The 15387-nt window shown below is 63.7% G+C and carries 13 protein-coding genes and 1 pseudogene; 12 read left to right on the top strand and 2 right to left on the bottom strand.

What is annotated here, in order from left to right:
* The first annotated feature begins 11 nt into the window (after positions 1 to 11).
* Positions 12 to 2417, top strand: a complete 2406-nt coding sequence (gene pheT, locus L630_RS0117225; RefSeq protein WP_024849466.1) for a phenylalanine--tRNA ligase subunit beta — start codon at positions 12 to 14, stop codon at positions 2415 to 2417.
* 984 nt (positions 2418 to 3401) lie between these two features.
* On the opposite strand, the gene L630_RS0117220 is transcribed toward pheT, so the two are convergent.
* On the bottom strand, positions 3402 to 3758 hold the full coding sequence (locus tag L630_RS0117220) for a DUF423 domain-containing protein (RefSeq protein ID WP_024849465.1): 357 nt from the start codon (positions 3756 to 3758) through the stop codon (positions 3402 to 3404).
* Positions 3759 to 4009: 251 nt separating this feature from the next.
* Here L630_RS0117220 and dnaK point away from each other — a divergent pair, with 251 nt between their 5' ends.
* The 9 genes from dnaK (at position 4010) to L630_RS0117175 (ending at position 13278) form a co-directional block, all read left to right on the top strand.
* On the top strand, positions 4010 to 5926 hold the full coding sequence (dnaK, locus tag L630_RS0117215; RefSeq protein WP_024849464.1) for a molecular chaperone DnaK: 1917 nt from the start codon (positions 4010 to 4012) through the stop codon (positions 5924 to 5926).
* A 189-nt stretch (positions 5927 to 6115) separates the two neighbouring features.
* Positions 6116 to 7216: an acyltransferase gene (locus tag L630_RS0117210; protein WP_144708757.1), complete on the top strand. Its 1101-nt coding sequence runs from the start codon at positions 6116 to 6118 to the stop codon at positions 7214 to 7216.
* Positions 7217 to 7374: 158 nt separating this feature from the next.
* A complete protein-coding gene (gene dnaJ / locus L630_RS0117205) occupies positions 7375 to 8496 on the top strand; it encodes a molecular chaperone DnaJ (protein WP_024849462.1) in 1122 nt (373 codons plus the stop codon).
* 193 nt (positions 8497 to 8689) lie between these two features.
* On the top strand, positions 8690 to 9292 hold the full coding sequence (gene pmtA, locus L630_RS0117200; protein ID WP_024849461.1) for a phospholipid N-methyltransferase PmtA: 603 nt from the start codon (positions 8690 to 8692) through the stop codon (positions 9290 to 9292).
* A gap of 79 nt (positions 9293 to 9371) precedes the next feature.
* Positions 9372 to 9968, top strand: a complete 597-nt coding sequence (locus L630_RS0117195; RefSeq protein WP_024849460.1) for an NAD(P)H-dependent oxidoreductase — start codon at positions 9372 to 9374, stop codon at positions 9966 to 9968.
* Entirely contained in the window at positions 9968 to 10651 is a 684-nt protein-coding gene (gene pyrF, locus L630_RS0117190) for an orotidine-5'-phosphate decarboxylase (protein WP_024849459.1), read from the top strand. The genes L630_RS0117195 and pyrF overlap by 1 nt, the downstream gene beginning before the upstream one ends.
* Positions 10652 to 10677: 26 nt before the next feature.
* The gene (locus L630_RS0117185; protein ID WP_024849458.1) at positions 10678 to 10971 is read left to right on the top strand and encodes a DUF1330 domain-containing protein; all 294 of its coding nucleotides are present in this window, start codon (positions 10678 to 10680) and stop codon (positions 10969 to 10971) included.
* Positions 10972 to 11217: 246 nt separating this feature from the next.
* Positions 11218 to 12501 (top strand): polyhydroxyalkanoate depolymerase, encoded by a 1284-nt coding sequence (gene phaZ / locus L630_RS0117180; protein ID WP_024849457.1) that lies wholly within the window; start codon positions 11218 to 11220, stop codon positions 12499 to 12501.
* A gap of 258 nt (positions 12502 to 12759) precedes the next feature.
* Positions 12760 to 13278 (top strand): transglutaminase-like cysteine peptidase, encoded by a 519-nt coding sequence (locus L630_RS0117175; protein WP_245263785.1) that lies wholly within the window; start codon positions 12760 to 12762, stop codon positions 13276 to 13278.
* Positions 13279 to 13365: 87 nt separating this feature from the next.
* On the opposite strand, the pseudogene L630_RS21695 reads toward L630_RS0117175, so the two are convergent.
* A pseudogene (locus tag L630_RS21695) lies at positions 13366 to 14259 on the bottom strand (ATP-binding protein); the annotation flags it as partial.
* 44 nt (positions 14260 to 14303) lie between these two features.
* On the opposite strand from L630_RS21695, the gene L630_RS21690 reads away from it, so the two are divergent.
* Positions 14304 to 15089: a recombinase family protein gene (locus tag L630_RS21690; RefSeq protein WP_084466170.1), complete on the top strand. Its 786-nt coding sequence runs from the start codon at positions 14304 to 14306 to the stop codon at positions 15087 to 15089.
* Positions 15090 to 15186: 97 nt separating this feature from the next.
* The coding region (locus L630_RS21685; RefSeq protein WP_034330705.1) for a transposase at positions 15187 to 15387 on the top strand (201 nt) is incomplete at its 3' end.

Genomic DNA, 15387 nt, shown 5'->3' with positions numbered 1-15387 from the left:
GAAAGACCACGATGAAGTTCACACTTTCCTGGCTCAAGGAACACCTCGACACCGATGCCTCGCTGGAGGAGATCGTCGAGCGTCTCACCATGATCGGCCTCGAGGTCGAGAGCGTCGACGACAAGTCGGTGCTGAAGCCGTTCATCATCGCCAAGGTGCTGACCGCCCAGAAGCACCCCGATGCCGACAAGCTGCAGGTGCTGTCGGTCGACACCGGCGCGGGCGCACCGATTCAGGTCGTTTGCGGTGCACCGAACGCACGCGCCGGCCTCGTCGGCGCCTTCGCGGCGCCCGGCACCTATGTGCCCGGCATCGATGTGACCCTGTCGGTCGGCAAGATCCGCGGCGTCGAAAGCCACGGCATGATGTGCTCGGAGCGCGAGCTGCAGCTTTCCGACGAGCACAATGGCATCATCGAGCTGCCGGAAGACGCGCCGGTCGGCCAGAGCTACGCCGCCTGGGCGAAGCTCGATGACCCGGTCATCGAGATCAACCTGACGCCGAACCGTCCTGACGCCACCGGCGTCTACGGTATCGCGCGCGATCTCGCCGCCTCCGGCCTCGGCACGCTCAAGGAGCGTCCGCTTCCGGCGATCAAGGGCGAAGGCCCCTGCCCGACCAAGGTCGTCATCGAGGCTCCGGAATTCTGCCCGGGCTTCGCGCTTCGCCTCGTGCGCGGCGTGAAAAACGGCCCGTCGCCGAAGTGGCTGCAGCAGCGCCTGATCTCGATCGGTCTGCGTCCGATCAACGCGCTGGTCGACATCACCAACTACATGACGTTCGACCGCGCCCGCCCGCTGCACGTCTTCGACCTGAAGAAGGTGGCCGGCAATCTGGTCGTCCGCGCCGCGAAGGAGGGCGAGAAGGTGCTGGCGCTCGACGGGCGCGAGTACACGCTCGCTTCGTCGCACTACATCATCGCCGACGACAACGGCGTCGAGTCAATCGCCGGCATCATGGGCGGCGAGCACTCGGGCTGTGACGAGAACACCACCGACGTGCTGATCGAATCGGCGCTGTGGGACGCGATCACCATCGCCCGCACCGGGCGCAGCCTCGGCATCATCACCGATGCACGCTACCGCTTCGAGCGCGGCGTCGATCCGGAGTTCATGGTGCCGGGCCTCGAGCTCGCCACCCAGATGGTGCTCGACCTTTGCGGCGGCACGCCGAGCGAGGCCGAAGTGGTCGGCTATGCCGGCTACACGCCGAAGACGATCACCTTCCCGTTCTCGGAAGTGAAGCGCCTGACCGGCATCGAGGTCTCGGCCGACGAGAGCCGCTCCATCCTCACCCGCCTCGGCTTTGCCGCGAAGGGCAACGGCGAGACGGCGGAAGTTTCGGTTCCGTCCTGGCGCCCCGACGTCGAGGGCAAGGCCGATCTGGTTGAAGAGGTCATGCGCATTCACGGCGTCGACCGCATCGAGCCGCAGCCGCTGACCAGTCACGACGCCGTCAACGGCCGCATCCTTACGCCGATCCAGATCCGCACCCGCAACGCCAAGCGCGCGCTCGCCGTGCGCGGCATGATGGAGGCCGTCACCTGGTCGTTCATCCCGGCCAAGCACGCGGAACTGTTCGGCGGCGGCCAGCAGGAGCTGAAGCTCGCCAATCCGATCGCGGCCGACATGTCGGACATGCGCCCGTCGCTGCTGCCGGGCCTGATCGCGGCCGCGCAGCGCAATGCCGACCGCGGCTTCGGCGACGTGGCCCTGTTCGAGGTCTCCGGCACCTATGAGGGCGATACGCCCGACCTTCAGCGCCGCGTTGCCGGCGGCGTGCGCCGCGGTACCGCGAAGATGGAAGGCCACGGCCGCCACTGGGGTGGCAATGCGGGCCCGGTTGGCGTGTTCGACGCCAAGGCCGACGCCTTTGCCGCGCTGGAAGCTGCGGGTGCTCCAGTCGATCGCCTGCAGGTCGAGGCCGGCGGGCCGTCCTGGTACCACCCGGGCCGCTCGGGCACGATCAAGCTCGGGCCCAAGGTGATCCTCGGCACGTTCGGCGAGTTCCATCCGAAGACGCTCGACGCGCTCGACGCATCCGGCCCGCTCTGCGGTTTCGAAGTCTATCTCGACGCAATTCCGGAAGCGAAGGCGAAGCCCACCCGCACCAAGCCGCGGCTTGAGCTGTCGCCGTTCCAGGCCGTGCGCCGCGACTTCGCCTTCGTGGTCGACAAGACGGTGGAGGCGGCCGCGGTCAGCAAGGCGGCCGGCGCCGCCGACAAGAAGCTGGTGACCGGCGTTCGCGTCTTCGACATCTTCGAGGGTTCGTCCCTCGGCGAGGGCAAGAAGTCGGTCGCAATCGAGGTCGCGATCCAGCCGGTCGAGCGCACGCTCACCGACGAGGACTTTGAGGCACTCGCCCGGAAGATCGTCGAGAACGTCGCTAAGCAGACCGGCGGCGTCCTGCGCGGCTGATTTTCTGTCCGTTACTGCTCATTGAATACGACCGTCGCCTCCCCGAGGCGGCGGTTTTGTTTTGGGGGAGCTACCGGAGCGATGTGGGAACGTGCCAACCTTTGAACAGATGGCGGTTTGGGAGGAGTGCCGAGCTGGTAGCTGCCTCGCACACCGTGACGCCGGCCTGAATGGTGCGCCACGTTCGCCCCAGAGATTTTTGCAATGTAGCGCCCGTCCCGCCCGCTCCACCATGCTTCGCATGGTCCCCCTCCCCCACTTCGTAGGGGAGGACTCCCGAGGCCGAGGCCTTCATCCGCGTTCGCGTTCAATTTTGAGGCGCTGTTTGGGTAGTGTTCACTTGGGCCGATGCGGCAGTGCATTGCTGGCGAAGCGCTGCGCTCCTGAAACGCGCGAACGTGGACCCTCCCCTACGGAGTGGGGGGAGGATCCTAAGGCCGAGGCCTTCATCCGCGCTCGGTTCAGTTTTGAGGCACTATTTGGGCGTGTGCACTTAGGCCCATGCGGCTGTGAATCGCTTTCCAAGCGCTGCGCCCATGAAACGCGCCAACGTGGATCCTCCCCTGCGAAGCGGGGGAGGTGGCGCGAAGCGCCGGAGGGGGCGTGAAGTGCACTGCGCTGGGAAGGAACCAGAAGCGACGCGCAAATTCTCCACCGTCGTGGCTTCTTCGCTGTTCAGGCATGGATGCCCGTGTCGAGCACGGGCATGACGAGGTGGATAGGCACCGTCATATCCTTCTCCGGTCATATGCTTCTCCGGCGGCGCATCCGCCAATGGAGTGCCCTGCGGTTGCGCTGCCGCCTAACCCCTTCGTCATGCCACGGCTTGACCGTGGCATCCATTCCGGAACCGTTCCGGCCAGCGCGGCGGGATCAATTCGATCGAAACATAAACGGGACGGACAGAAGGCCGCTCGCACAGGTCAGCTGAGCAGCAGGCCTCCCAGGACGTTCTGTCAAAGAAGCCTCGCCATCCGAGCCTGCTCACCCCTCCGTTCGCGCGAAAGATGCGCCGGCGGCGATCACCAGCCAGCCGAGGATCATCGCCGTGCCGCCGGTAGGGGCGGCCATGGGGAAGAGGCGCGTGCCGACGTAGTTGCGCATCAAAAGGTCGCCGCTGAAGACCAGAACGCCGACCAGGAGCAGCCAGGCACCGGCGGTCAGGATCTTCATGCGGGCAAGAAAGCCGAGGGCAAGGAAGGCAGGCGCGTGGGCCAAGAGAAAGTGCGCGGCGGTCTCGACCGTGCCGCCGCCGATATGCGCCGCTGCGGCCGAAAGGGCGACGCCGGCTGCGCCGGAAATGCCGCCGGCAAAGATGAAAAAGCGGTTCGTCATCGTCATGTCCGTCTCGTGTCGACGGGCCCAGTCAGGGCGCCCGGTGTTGCCAGTTGTCAACTGCGCCAACTAACGCAGATCAAACACAGAACTGACCGGCGCAAGTGCTTGCAGCGCAACATGACGGTTCTTATATACGCGACATCATCACGGGGAGGTCATCGACCATGAGGCTCGCCGTGAAATTTACGTGTAAGGGGCCGTCCCAGGAACGCCTCATAGGGTCCATTGACGGCCTGCTAATGGAGAGATTGAACATGGCGAAAGTTATCGGCATCGACCTCGGAACAACCAACTCCTGCGTCGCCGTCATGGACGGCAAGGACGCCAAGGTGATTGAGAACGCCGAAGGCGCGCGCACCACGCCTTCCATGGTGGCGTTCACCGACGACGGCGAGCGCCTTGTCGGTCAGCCGGCCAAGCGCCAGGCGGTCACCAACCCGGAAAACACGCTGTTCGCGATCAAGCGCCTCATCGGCCGCCGTTTTGACGACCCGGTTACCGCAAAGGACAAGGAGCTTGTCCCGTATCGCATCGTCAATGGCGACAATGGCGACGCATGGGTTGAGGCTGGCGGCCGCAAGCAGTCGCCGAGCCAGATTTCGGCGATGATCCTGCAGAAGATGAAGGAAACGGCGGAAGCCTATCTCGGCGAGAAGGTCGAGAAGGCCGTCATCACCGTTCCGGCATACTTCAACGACGCACAGCGCCAGGCAACCAAGGATGCCGGTCGCATCGCCGGCCTCGAGGTCCTGCGCATCATCAACGAGCCGACCGCTGCCGCGCTCGCCTACGGCCTCGACAAGAAGGACGGCAAGACCATCGCCGTGTACGACCTTGGCGGCGGCACCTTCGATATCTCGGTGCTCGAGATCGGTGACGGCGTGTTCGAGGTGAAGTCGACCAACGGTGACACCTTCCTCGGCGGTGAAGACTTCGACCTGCGCCTGGTCGATTACCTCGCCACCGAGTTCAAGAAGGAACAGGGCATCGACCTCAAGAACGACAAGCTCGCACTTCAGCGCCTGAAGGAAGCTGCCGAGAAGGCGAAGATCGAGCTGTCGGCTGCCTCGCAGACCGAGATCAACCTGCCGTTCATCACGGCGGATGCGACCGGTCCGAAGCACCTGACGATGAAGCTGACCCGCGCGAAGTTCGAGTCGCTGGTCGATGACCTCGTCCAGCGCACCATCGAGCCGTGCAAGGCAGCGCTCAAGGATGCTGGCCTCAAGGCTGGCGAGATCGACGAGGTGGTTCTGGTCGGCGGCATGACCCGCATGCCGAAGATCCAGGAAGTCGTGAAGCAGTTCTTCGGCAAGGAGCCGCACAAGGGCGTCAACCCGGATGAGGTTGTGGCCATGGGCGCGGCGATCCAGGCGGGCGTTCTGCAGGGCGATGTCAAGGATGTGCTGCTGCTCGACGTGACCCCGCTGTCGCTGGGCATCGAGACGCTGGGCGGCGTGTTCACCCGCCTGATCGAGCGCAACACCACGATCCCGACCAAGAAGAGCCAGGTCTTCTCAACGGCAGAGGACAACCAGTCCGCCGTGACGATCCGCGTCTTCCAGGGTGAGCGCGAGATGGCTGCCGACAACAAGCTGCTCGGCCAGTTCGACCTCGTCGGCATCCCGCCCGCACCGCGCGGCGTGCCGCAGATCGAAGTCACGTTCGACATCGACGCCAACGGCATCGTCAACGTCTCGGCCAAGGACAAGGGCACCGGCAAGGAGCACCAGATCCGCATCCAGGCTTCGGGTGGCCTCTCCGACGAGGACATCGAGAAGATGGTCAAGGACGCCGAGGCCAACGCCGCAGCCGACAAGAAGCGGCGCGAGCTGGTCGAGGCCCGCAACCAGGCAGAAGCCCTGATCCACTCGTCCGAGAAGTCGGTCAAGGACTACGGCGACAAGGTATCGGCCGATGACCGCAAGGCCATCGAGGATGCCATCGCCGCGCTGAAGACTGCAGCCGAGGGCGACGACGTCGAGGACATCAAGGCAAAGACCAACGCCCTTGCCGAAGCTTCGATGAAGCTTGGCCAGGCGATGTACGAGGCAAGCCAGACCGAGGCTGCAGAGGCTGACGCCCGCGCCGACGCGAAGAAGGACGGCGAGGATGTCGTCGATGCCGACTTCGAGGAGATCAAGGACGACGACGACAAGAAGTCGGCCTGATCCGGTCAAACGCCATCAACCTGAAGAACCCGGCCTCATGCCGGGTTTTTCTTTTCCGGCCCGCCGCCGTTAAGGCTAATAAAAGGTAACGGCTGCGGCCGTCACCGAACCTGCTATCCTCATCAAGAGGCAACAGGTTCGCATGTCCCGGGGGTACCGCCCGCGCGGCATGCGAAGACGGGGGTGGGCTTGCAGCATTTTCGGGTGCTGGATTTCTGGCGGCTGTTTGCGGCAGTGGGGGTGATGAGCTTCCACTTCCTGCGCTATGCGCCGGCCGAATTCCGCTGGATGGAGGAATCGCTCCACCGGCTGCTGCCGGTCATGGACATGTTCTTCATGATCTCCGGCTTCCTCATCATGCTGCATCACGGCGACAGCGTGCTGGAGGGCGCCGGCTCGGTTCGCCGCTTCATCGTCCGCCGCTTTGCGCGCATCTACCCGCTCTACTTCGCGACGCTTCTCTTCTTCATCGGTATCGGCATTGCCGTCCAGCTCGGCTACGTGACGACCGGATGGGCGCACCGGTTCGACTTCGAATACCTGCCGCACAACCTGCTGCTCATCCAGAGCTGGGGCCTCGTTGAATACCTGACCTTCAACTATGTCGCCTGGACGCTGTCGGCGGAATGGTTCTGCTACCTCGTCTTCCCGCTACTGGTGGCGGCATTCAAGTTCTCCGGCGCCATCGGGCTCGCAGTGATCGCTGCACTCGCCATCCTCTCCCTCGAAGCGATCAGCGCCGCAGGGTTGATCCCAGAAGGATCCTGGCTGAAGACGAATTCATGGGCGGCGTTCCGCGCCTTCGCCGACTTTTCCGTCGGTGCGCTGATCGCTGTGCTGGTGAGAAGGTCGCGCTGGATGCTGCGTTCACACCTGCCTGCGTGGACGCTGTTCTTCGTGTCGCTGGCCACGATGTACTTCGGCGCGAACGGCCACCTCTCCCTCGCCTTGCTCGCCAGCGCCGTGTTTCTTGCCGCACTTGCCGAACAGAACAATCCGGACGGGGCGAACTTCCTCAAGCCGCTGCACGGGCTCGGCCAGGTGTCGTTCGGCATCTACCTCATTCACCCAGTGCTTGAGGTCGGGCTGTTTTCAGTGATCTGGCGCATGGTGCTCGAACCGCAGGACGTCATGCCCTTCTTCGTGTACTGGCTCTTCCCGATGGGGACGGTGCTTCTTGTCGCCCTCGCCTCGAATCGCTGGTTCGAGCGGCCCGTCGGACAGGCCGTTGTGGGCTGGCATGAGGGTGTGCTGACGCAGCGCAAGCAGTCCCTTTCTGCTGCAGAATAGTCGCATTTCGTCCCAGTTCCGGCAAAAAGCTGCTTGTACGAGAGCCCTCCCCTAGCATACGCCATCGGGGCTCACTAAATGGGAGCAAGCATTTCCGGCGGGCTTCCCGCGAGACAGCGCAACCTCAGCGCAATCCAGGCAGGTTGACCAAGGCGAACATGAAGGCGGATTACTACGAAATCCTCGGCGTTCAGAAGGGAGCGGACGAGAAGGAACTCAAGAGTGCGTTCCGCAAGCTCGCAATGAAGTATCATCCTGACCGGAACCCGGGGGATGCGGAATGCGAAGCCAAGTTCAAGGAAATCAACGAGGCCTATGAGTGCCTCAAGGACCCGCAGAAGCGGGCAGCCTATGATCGCTACGGCCACGCAGCCTTCGAGAACGCGGGCATGGGCGGCGGTGGCGGCTTTGGCGCCGGCGGATTTGCTGACATCTTCGAGGACATCTTCGGCGACATGATGGGCCGGCGCGGCCGCTCGTCGGGCGGCCGCGAGCGCGGGGCCGACCTGCGCTACAACATGGAGATCACGCTCGAGGAAGCCTTCACGGGCAAGACGGCGCAGATCCACGTTCCTGCCTCGGTGGTCTGCGACGACTGCACCGGCTCGGGCGCCAAGCCCGGAACCCAGCCCGTGACCTGCCAAATGTGCGGCGGCGCGGGTCGCGTGCGCGCCACCCAGGGCTTCTTCTCGATCGAGCGCGCCTGCCCGAGCTGCCACGGCAAGGGCCAGATCATCGCCGATCCGTGCCCAAAATGCTCCGGCCAGGGCCGCGTTACCGAGGAGCGTACGCTCTCAGTCAACATTCCGGCAGGCATCGAGGACGGCACCCGCATTCGCCTGGCGGGCGAAGGCGAGGCGGGCCTGCGCGGGGGGCCGAACGGCGACCTCTACATTTTCCTCTCCATCAAGCCGCACGACATCTTCCAGCGTGACGGCGCGGATCTCTTCTGCAAGGTGCCGATCTCGATGACGACAGCGGCGCTTGGCGGCTCGTTCGAGGTGTCGACGCTTGACGGCACGCAGACGCGCGTGAAGGTTCCGGAAGGCACGCAGAACGGCAAGCAGTTCCGCCTGCGCGGTAAGGGCATGCCGGTGCTGCGCCAGTCGACAGTCGGCGATCTCTACATTCAGGTCGCGGTCGAGACGCCACAACACCTGACCAAGCGCCAGCGCGAACTGCTCGAGGAATTCGAGCGCATCTCCTCGAAGGAGAACCACCCGCAGTCGACCGGCTTCTTCGCGCGGATGAAGGAATTCTTCGATTCCTCCAGCGCCTAAGCAAGACACGTTTTGAGCCCCGCAAGGGGCTCAATTTCTTTAGGGCGCTGTCTTCTGGCGCTCGGCGGCTCCTGAACGCAAGCGGACGTCGAGTAAAATCGGCCGGTAAAAATCCCCGCAGAGGGTTCCCAACGGATAGCCTTGCGCATACGTTACGCCCTGCGACATTTTCTGTTCTGGAGGCGACATCGAAATGGCAGGCAATCTCCGCAGGTCTCTGGCTGAGCGATTCGACGAAGAGCTGAAGTTCTTCAGGACCTGGATTGAGATGCCCAAGGCGGTCGGCGCGATCCTGCCAACCAGCAGCATTACCGCACGCAAGATGGCGAGCGTCATCAACCCCGCCTCCGGCCTGCCGGTACTGGAGCTAGGCCCCGGAACAGGCGTCATCACCAAGGCGATCCTGGAGGCTGGCGTCGCGCCGCAGGACCTCTGGTCGGTCGAATATTCTTCTGACTTCGTCGAACACCTGCGCGAGCACTTTCCGGACGTGAACATCATCCACGGCGATGCGTTCAACCTCGACAAGACACTCGGCGACAAGCACGACCAACGTTTCGATTCGGTGATTTCCGCAGTACCGCTCCTAAGCTTCCCCGTTCCTCAGCGGATCGCCTATGTCGAAGCTCTGCTCGACCGTCTGCCTGTTGGCCGGCCGGTGGTCCAGATCACCTATTCGCCCCGCTCGCCGGTGCCCGCTCACAAGGGCAATTACGTTGTCGAGCATCTCGACCTCGTGCTGCGCAACATTCCGCCCGCGCAGCTATGGGTCTACCGCCGGCCGGTGGCGTCCTGAGCCGGCCTGGCGGCCGCACCTTTGACGGTCCCGTTGCCTCGGCTATACCGAGAGGATACGCAACGGGATCGCCAGCCACATGAATCCGAAAATCCTCGTCTTCGCCGGCTCGACCCGAGCCGGCGCCTACAGCGGCAAGACCGCCGACGTCGCGCAAAAGGAACTGGCGCTGCTCGGCGCTGAAGTGACCCGCATCTCGCTCGGCGACTATCCACTGCCGATCATGGACCAGGACTACGAGGTCGAGCACGGGATTCCGGAAAACGCCTACCGGCTGTGCCGGCTGATGATCCACAGCGACGGCGTGCTGATCGCGACGCCCGAATACAACGGCTCGGTGCCACCGCTGCTCAAGAACGCGATCGACTGGGTAAGCCGCATTCGCACCGACAACGGCAAGAAGGTGAAACCCTTCAACGGCAAGATCATCGCCCTGTGCGGCTCGTCCGACGGGCGCTGGGGCGGCATCCGCGCTGTCTCGCACCTGCGCCAGATCCTGTCGCACATGCAGGCCGACCTCATCACGCCGCAATGCCTTGTGCCTGACGGGGCAAATGCCTTTGACGAACACGGCAATTTGGTGGAGGAGAGAATGCTGAGATCGATGCAGACGGTCTGCAAGACACTTACCGAACATGCGTGGCTTCTGTCCGCGCAGTCGCGAGGAGAACGCTGATGAATGGAAGCCTGATTGTCGGCCTCGACCTGCCAACCGTAGCCGAGGCCGAGAAGGCGGTGCGAGAGCTCGACGGCGTCGTCGACTTCTACAAGATCGGCTACCGGCTGGTCTTTGGCGGTGGCCTCGAATTCGCCCGCGACCTCGCGGCGGAAGGCAAGAAGGTCTTCCTCGACATGAAGCTGCTCGACATCGACAACACAGTGGCCGAGGGCGTCGAAAACATCGCCAGGATGGGCGTGTCGATGCTGACGCTGCATGCCTACCCGAAGGCGATGCGCGCGGCGGTCGCCGCGGCGAAGGGCTCTGACCTGTGCCTCCTCGGCGTAACGGTGCTGACCTCGATGGATGCCGACGACGTGCGCGAAGCAGGCTACGCCGATGATCCGGCGACGCTGGTGCGCAAGCGCGCCGCACAGGCGCGCGAGGCCGGCATGGGCGGCATCGTCTGCTCGGCTGCGGAAGCCGCCGCGGTGCGCGAGATCCTCGGCGGCGACATGGCAATCGTCACTCCGGGCATTCGCCCGACCGGAGCCGAAAAGGGCGACCAGAAGCGGGTGATGACGCCGGCCGATGCGCTGCGCGCCGGCGCGACCCACCTTGTCGTCGCCCGTCCGATTATCGGCGCACCAGACCGGCGCGCTGCCGCACAGGCGATCCTCGACGAGATGCGGGCCGCCTGACACCATCAACCAAGGGAGGGAAAAGCATGGCCAAGGGATATTGGATCGCGCATGTCGATGTCCGCGATCCGGAACGCTACAAGGACTATGTTGCAACGGCGAAGCCTGCATTCGAGCGCTATGGTGCAAAGTTCCTCGCACGCGGCGGCACCTACGAGGTGATGGAAGGCGCTGGCCGGGCCCGCAACGTCGTCATCGAGTTCCCGTCGATGCAGGCGGCAATCGACTGCTACAACAGCCCCGAATACCAGGCCGCCAAGGCCATCCGCATCACCGTCGCCGATGCCGACATGGTGATCATCGATGGCTTCGAGGGCTGAACCCTTTTCTCCATAAAGTAACCTGAAGGGGCGCCGCGGCGCCCTTTTTTGCATGTTGCGGCTTGCCGCTGGGTAGTCAGCCGCAAAAAGCTGGATGCTGTATGCAACCTGCCAGTGCGCCAGGTGTTTAACGTTTGAACTCTATTGCATCGCAGCAAAAGCCTGTTAGCTTCTGCGGCACAATTTTTCCTGACCGGCCGCCTTTGTGCAATGCCGGCCGCGGTAAAGGCCCCGAGGTCGTCGCGAATGTACTATCAGCTCTACGAACTCAACCATGCCGCCCTCCAGCCCCTGAGGGCCTATGCGGACGCCGTGCGCGTCATTTCGCAAAGCCCGCTCAACCCGTTTGCAGCAACGCCGATGGGAAGATCGGTCGCCGCGGCGGCGGAAGTGTTCGAGCGCACCACGCGCCGCTATGCCAAGCCCGCCTTCAGTGTCGAGAGCGTTAAGGTCGACGGCAGGAGCGTCGCGATCCGCGAGAAGACCGTGTGGACGCGGCCGTTCTGCAGCCTGCTGAACTTCGAGCGCGACCTTCCGGCTGCGCGCGCGGAGCGGGATCCGAAACTGCTGATCGTCGCGCCGATGTCGGGCCACTACGCCACGCTTTTGCGCGGCACGGTGCGCTCAATGGCCGAGCATGCCGACGTCTACATCACCGACTGGGCCGATGCGCGCATGGTGCCTGCCTCGGACGGGCGCTTCGACCTCGACGACTACGTCGACTACATCATCGACATGCTGCACCACCTCGGGCCGAACACGCATGTGATGGCCGTGTGCCAGCCATCGGTACCGGTGCTGGCTGCGGTGGCCGTCATGGAGGCGCGCGGCGACAAGTTTGCGCCGGCCAGCATGACGCTGATGGGCGGGCCGATCGACACGCGCCGCAACCCGACAGCCGTCAACAAGCTCGCCGAGGAAAAGGGCATCGACTGGTTCCGCGAGAATGTCATCATGCAGGTGCCGTGGCCGAACCCGGGCGCGGGCCGCGACGTCTATCCCGGCTTCCTGCAGCTCACCGGCTTCATGTCGATGAACCTCGACCGTCACCTGATCGCGCACAAAGACTTCTTCATGCACCTTGTGAAGAACGACGGCGACTCGGCGGAGAAGCACCGCGAGTTCTACGACGAGTATCTCGCCGTGATGGACCTGACGGCAGAATTCTATGTTCAGACAGTGGACACTGTTTTCGTCCGCCATGACCTGCCCAAGGGCCAGATGATGCACCGGGGCGAGAAGGTCGACCTCACCGCCGTCCGCAACGTCGCGCTCTTCACCGTCGAAGGCGAGAACGACGACATTTCCGGGCTCGGGCAGACGCAGGCCGCGCACGACCTCTGCATCAACATTCCGCAGGAAAAGCGCGCGCACTATGTGCAGCCGCAGGTCGGCCACTACGGCGTGTTCAACGGCTCGCGCTTCCGCTCGCAAATCGTGCCTCGCATCGTCGACTTCATGGCCGCTCAGACGCAAGGTGCGACCTCAACGACGTCGACAAGCCGCACGCGTCCCGCTAAAGGTAGCTGATGGCGAATGCCACTGTGTGCCTTGCGCAACAGTAACGTGGCGTCAGTAACCATAAGCTCAATCCAGCCCTTTCCGTTCATTGACTTCCGCCCCGTTCAGTCGTTAACAGTTCATTAACGACTAAAACACGCAGTGATCTTGGGGTTAGGGCGTATGTGGGCCACGCTTCGCAGGTGGCAGCCGGGGATTTTCACGGCTTCTCTCCTGCTCATCGCAGCAGCGACAGGATCGACGACGCAGGCGTCCGGCGCCGGCGCGATGATCACCGGCGGCCTCACCTCCCAGCCGATTGGCCACTACGAATTCTGCAAGCGCTTCGCTTCTGAATGCTCGATCCGTCCGCGCGACAGCGGCCCGGTGATCGTCACCGACGCCCTGTGGAACCAGATCAGCGAAGTCAACAAGGCGGTCAACGCGGCTGTGAGGCCGATGAGCGACTATGACGTCTACGGCCAGGACGAATACTGGGCGTATCCGGAGCAGTCCGTCGGCGACTGCGAGGACTATGTCCTCGAGAAGCGTCGCCAGCTCAACGCGCTCGGCATTTCGCTGTCGAACCTGCTGATCACCGTGCTGCGCAAGCCGGACGGCGAGGGGCATGCAGTGCTGACGGTGCGTACCAACCGCGGCGACTTCATCCTCGACAACCTCAATGACGAACTGCGCGCCTGGAACGAGACGGGCTACCAGTTTCTCAAGCGCCAGGCCGCCAATCATACCGGCCGCTGGGTGACGATCTACGACGACCAGAACATGCTGGTCGGCTCGGTGGACTGAGCATTCCGCATTTCCTCTGCCCGCAGGCGGAGCGGCTTCGAGCTGCCCGCTAACGGTCGCGAGTACCCTGTCTCCCCCTCACGCTGCCTAGCGCATGCGCTCGCCGGCCATGCGATAGGAAATCGCTTCTGCCAGATGGATACGACCGACGCTGTCTGCGCCGTCGAGATCGGCAATGGTGCGCGCGACCTTCAGCACACGATGGTAGGCGCGGGCGGAAAGGCCGAGCTTGTCGCTGGCATCGCGCAGCAGCGCTGATCCCGGCTGGTCGAGCTTGACGATCTCCTCAATCAGTCCCGTCGGGCAATGCGCATTGACCGTAACATCCCTGATGCCCAGCGCCTGGTAGCGCGCAGCCTGCAATTCACGGGCGCGGGCGACGCGCTGGGCAACCACCGCGCTTGATTCCGCGCGGCCCGGAGCGATGAGGTCGCTGGCGGTCACCGCCGGCACCTCAATCCTGAGGTCGATACGGTCGAGCAGCGGGCCGGACAGCCGCGCCTGATAATCGGCGCGGCAGCGGTCGCCACGCGCGCAGCGATGGCCGGGCTCGCCCGCCATGCCGCATCGGCACGGATTCATCGCCGCGACGAGCTGGAACTTTGCCGGGTAGCTGACGCAGCCATTGGCGCGCGCGACAACGCACTCGCCGCTCTCGAGCGGTTGGCGCAGCGCATCGAGCGTCTGCGGCGAAAATTCCGGCAGCTCGTCGAGGAAGAGGACGCCGTGATGGGCAAGCGAGGCCTCGCCGGGACGTACCCGCATGCCGCCGCCGACAAGGGCCGCCATGGTCGCGGAATGATGCGGCGCCCGGAAGGGCCGCCGGTCAGACAGCCGCCCGCCGGGAATGGCGCCTGCCATCGAGGCGATCATCGACACATCCAGAAGTTCGCGCGGTGACAGCGCCGGCAGTATCGACGGCAGCCGCTGCGCCAGCATGGATTTGCCGGAACCGGGAGGGCCGACCATCAACACGCTATGGACAAAAGACCCACCTCGAACATAATCCCGCGAAGCAATCGAAGATGCGAAGGACATACCGTCGACTTCAAGATATGAGACCTAAGGCTTACTCGTACGTTCGCTTCTCCACACCGGAGCAGATGCGGGGAGACAGCCTCCGGCGTCAGACACAAGCAGCGGAACGATATGCGACCCTTCATGGGCTTGATCTTGATGACAAGCTCACGTTCCAAGACTTAGGTGTCTCTGCATTCCGGGGGACCAACGAGGAAGACGGCCATCTTGGAGAGTTCCTCGCGTTGGTCGAGAGCGGCGACGTGCCTCGCGGGTCATATCTACTTGTCGAGAGCCTTGATCGTCTGTCGAGACAGAAGCCCCGAAGAGCTGTCAAACTTTTGGAGCGCATCTGCGAAGCAGGCATTACCGTTGTCACACTGAACGATGGTCGCGAGTATACCGCTGCGGCCTTGGACGATGACCCGTTAGCTTTGCTTGTGGCGCTTCTTGTTGCCCAGCGCGCCCATGAGGAAAGTGCGACAAAGGCCAAACGACTGCGGGAAGCGTGGGAGGCGAAGCGACAGAACGCCCACAAAGTTCCACTGACAAAGATTGCTCCAGCTTGGGTTCGTCTTCGAGACGACCGGCAGGGGTTCGAGTTGATACCAGATCGAGCAGCGATCGTCCGCCGAATCTTCGACATGTCGCTGGCCGGGAAGGGCCACCAAGCCATTGCCGAGGCGTTCAACCGGGAACAACTGCCGGTTTTCGGTAGAGCCACGCATTGGCATCGGACCTACATCAAGAAGATTCTTGGCAGCTCAGCGGTCATTGGGGAGTTCACTCGGTGACGTCCCCGGACGTGGTGTAGCTGGGTAGCGCGGCGGTCATCGGCGCTTTCCGGTAGGGTCTGGTTGCGAGACCAACCCCTTTCCGGAAGGAACACCGATGACCGACGACATGATGAACCTGCGCGCGCTGGTGGAGAAGACCCCCGACGCCGATCTCCTGCGCGAGATGATCGGCTTTGCCGCCGAGCGGTTGATGGAGATGGAGGTGGGTGCGGCCACCGGCGCCGCTTATGGCGAGAAGAACCCGCTTCGTCTGGCCCAGCGCAACGGCTATCGCGACCGGGACTGGGAGACGCGG

Origin of the sequence: Aminobacter sp. J41, assembly GCF_000526635.1 — a bacterium.
In the GTDB taxonomy this organism is placed as follows: domain Bacteria; phylum Pseudomonadota; class Alphaproteobacteria; order Rhizobiales; family Rhizobiaceae; genus Aerobium.
Note: the sequence above shows the minus strand (reverse complement) of the source record. Positions and strands in the feature narration are given on the sequence as shown.

Bases quoted from the DNA above. Each gene is read 5' to 3' on its own strand.
- pheT (WP_024849466.1), top strand. From the start codon at position 12: ATGAAGTTCACACTTTCCTGGCTCAAGGAACACCTCGACACCGATGCC.
- L630_RS0117220 (WP_024849465.1), bottom strand. From the start codon at position 3,758: ATGACGATGACGAACCGCTTTTTCATCTTTGCCGGCGGCATTTCCGGC.
- dnaK (WP_024849464.1), top strand. From the start codon at position 4,010: ATGGCGAAAGTTATCGGCATCGACCTCGGAACAACCAACTCCTGCGTC.
- dnaJ (WP_024849462.1), top strand. From the start codon at position 7,375: ATGAAGGCGGATTACTACGAAATCCTCGGCGTTCAGAAGGGAGCGGAC.
- pmtA (WP_024849461.1), top strand. From the start codon at position 8,690: ATGGCAGGCAATCTCCGCAGGTCTCTGGCTGAGCGATTCGACGAAGAG.
- L630_RS0117195 (WP_024849460.1), top strand. From the start codon at position 9,372: ATGAATCCGAAAATCCTCGTCTTCGCCGGCTCGACCCGAGCCGGCGCC.
- pyrF (WP_024849459.1), top strand. From the start codon at position 9,968: ATGAATGGAAGCCTGATTGTCGGCCTCGACCTGCCAACCGTAGCCGAG.
- L630_RS0117185 (WP_024849458.1), top strand. From the start codon at position 10,678: ATGGCCAAGGGATATTGGATCGCGCATGTCGATGTCCGCGATCCGGAA.
- phaZ (WP_024849457.1), top strand. From the start codon at position 11,218: ATGTACTATCAGCTCTACGAACTCAACCATGCCGCCCTCCAGCCCCTG.
- L630_RS0117175 (WP_245263785.1), top strand. From the start codon at position 12,760: ATGATCACCGGCGGCCTCACCTCCCAGCCGATTGGCCACTACGAATTC.
- L630_RS21690 (WP_084466170.1), top strand. From the start codon at position 14,304: ATGCGAAGGACATACCGTCGACTTCAAGATATGAGACCTAAGGCTTAC.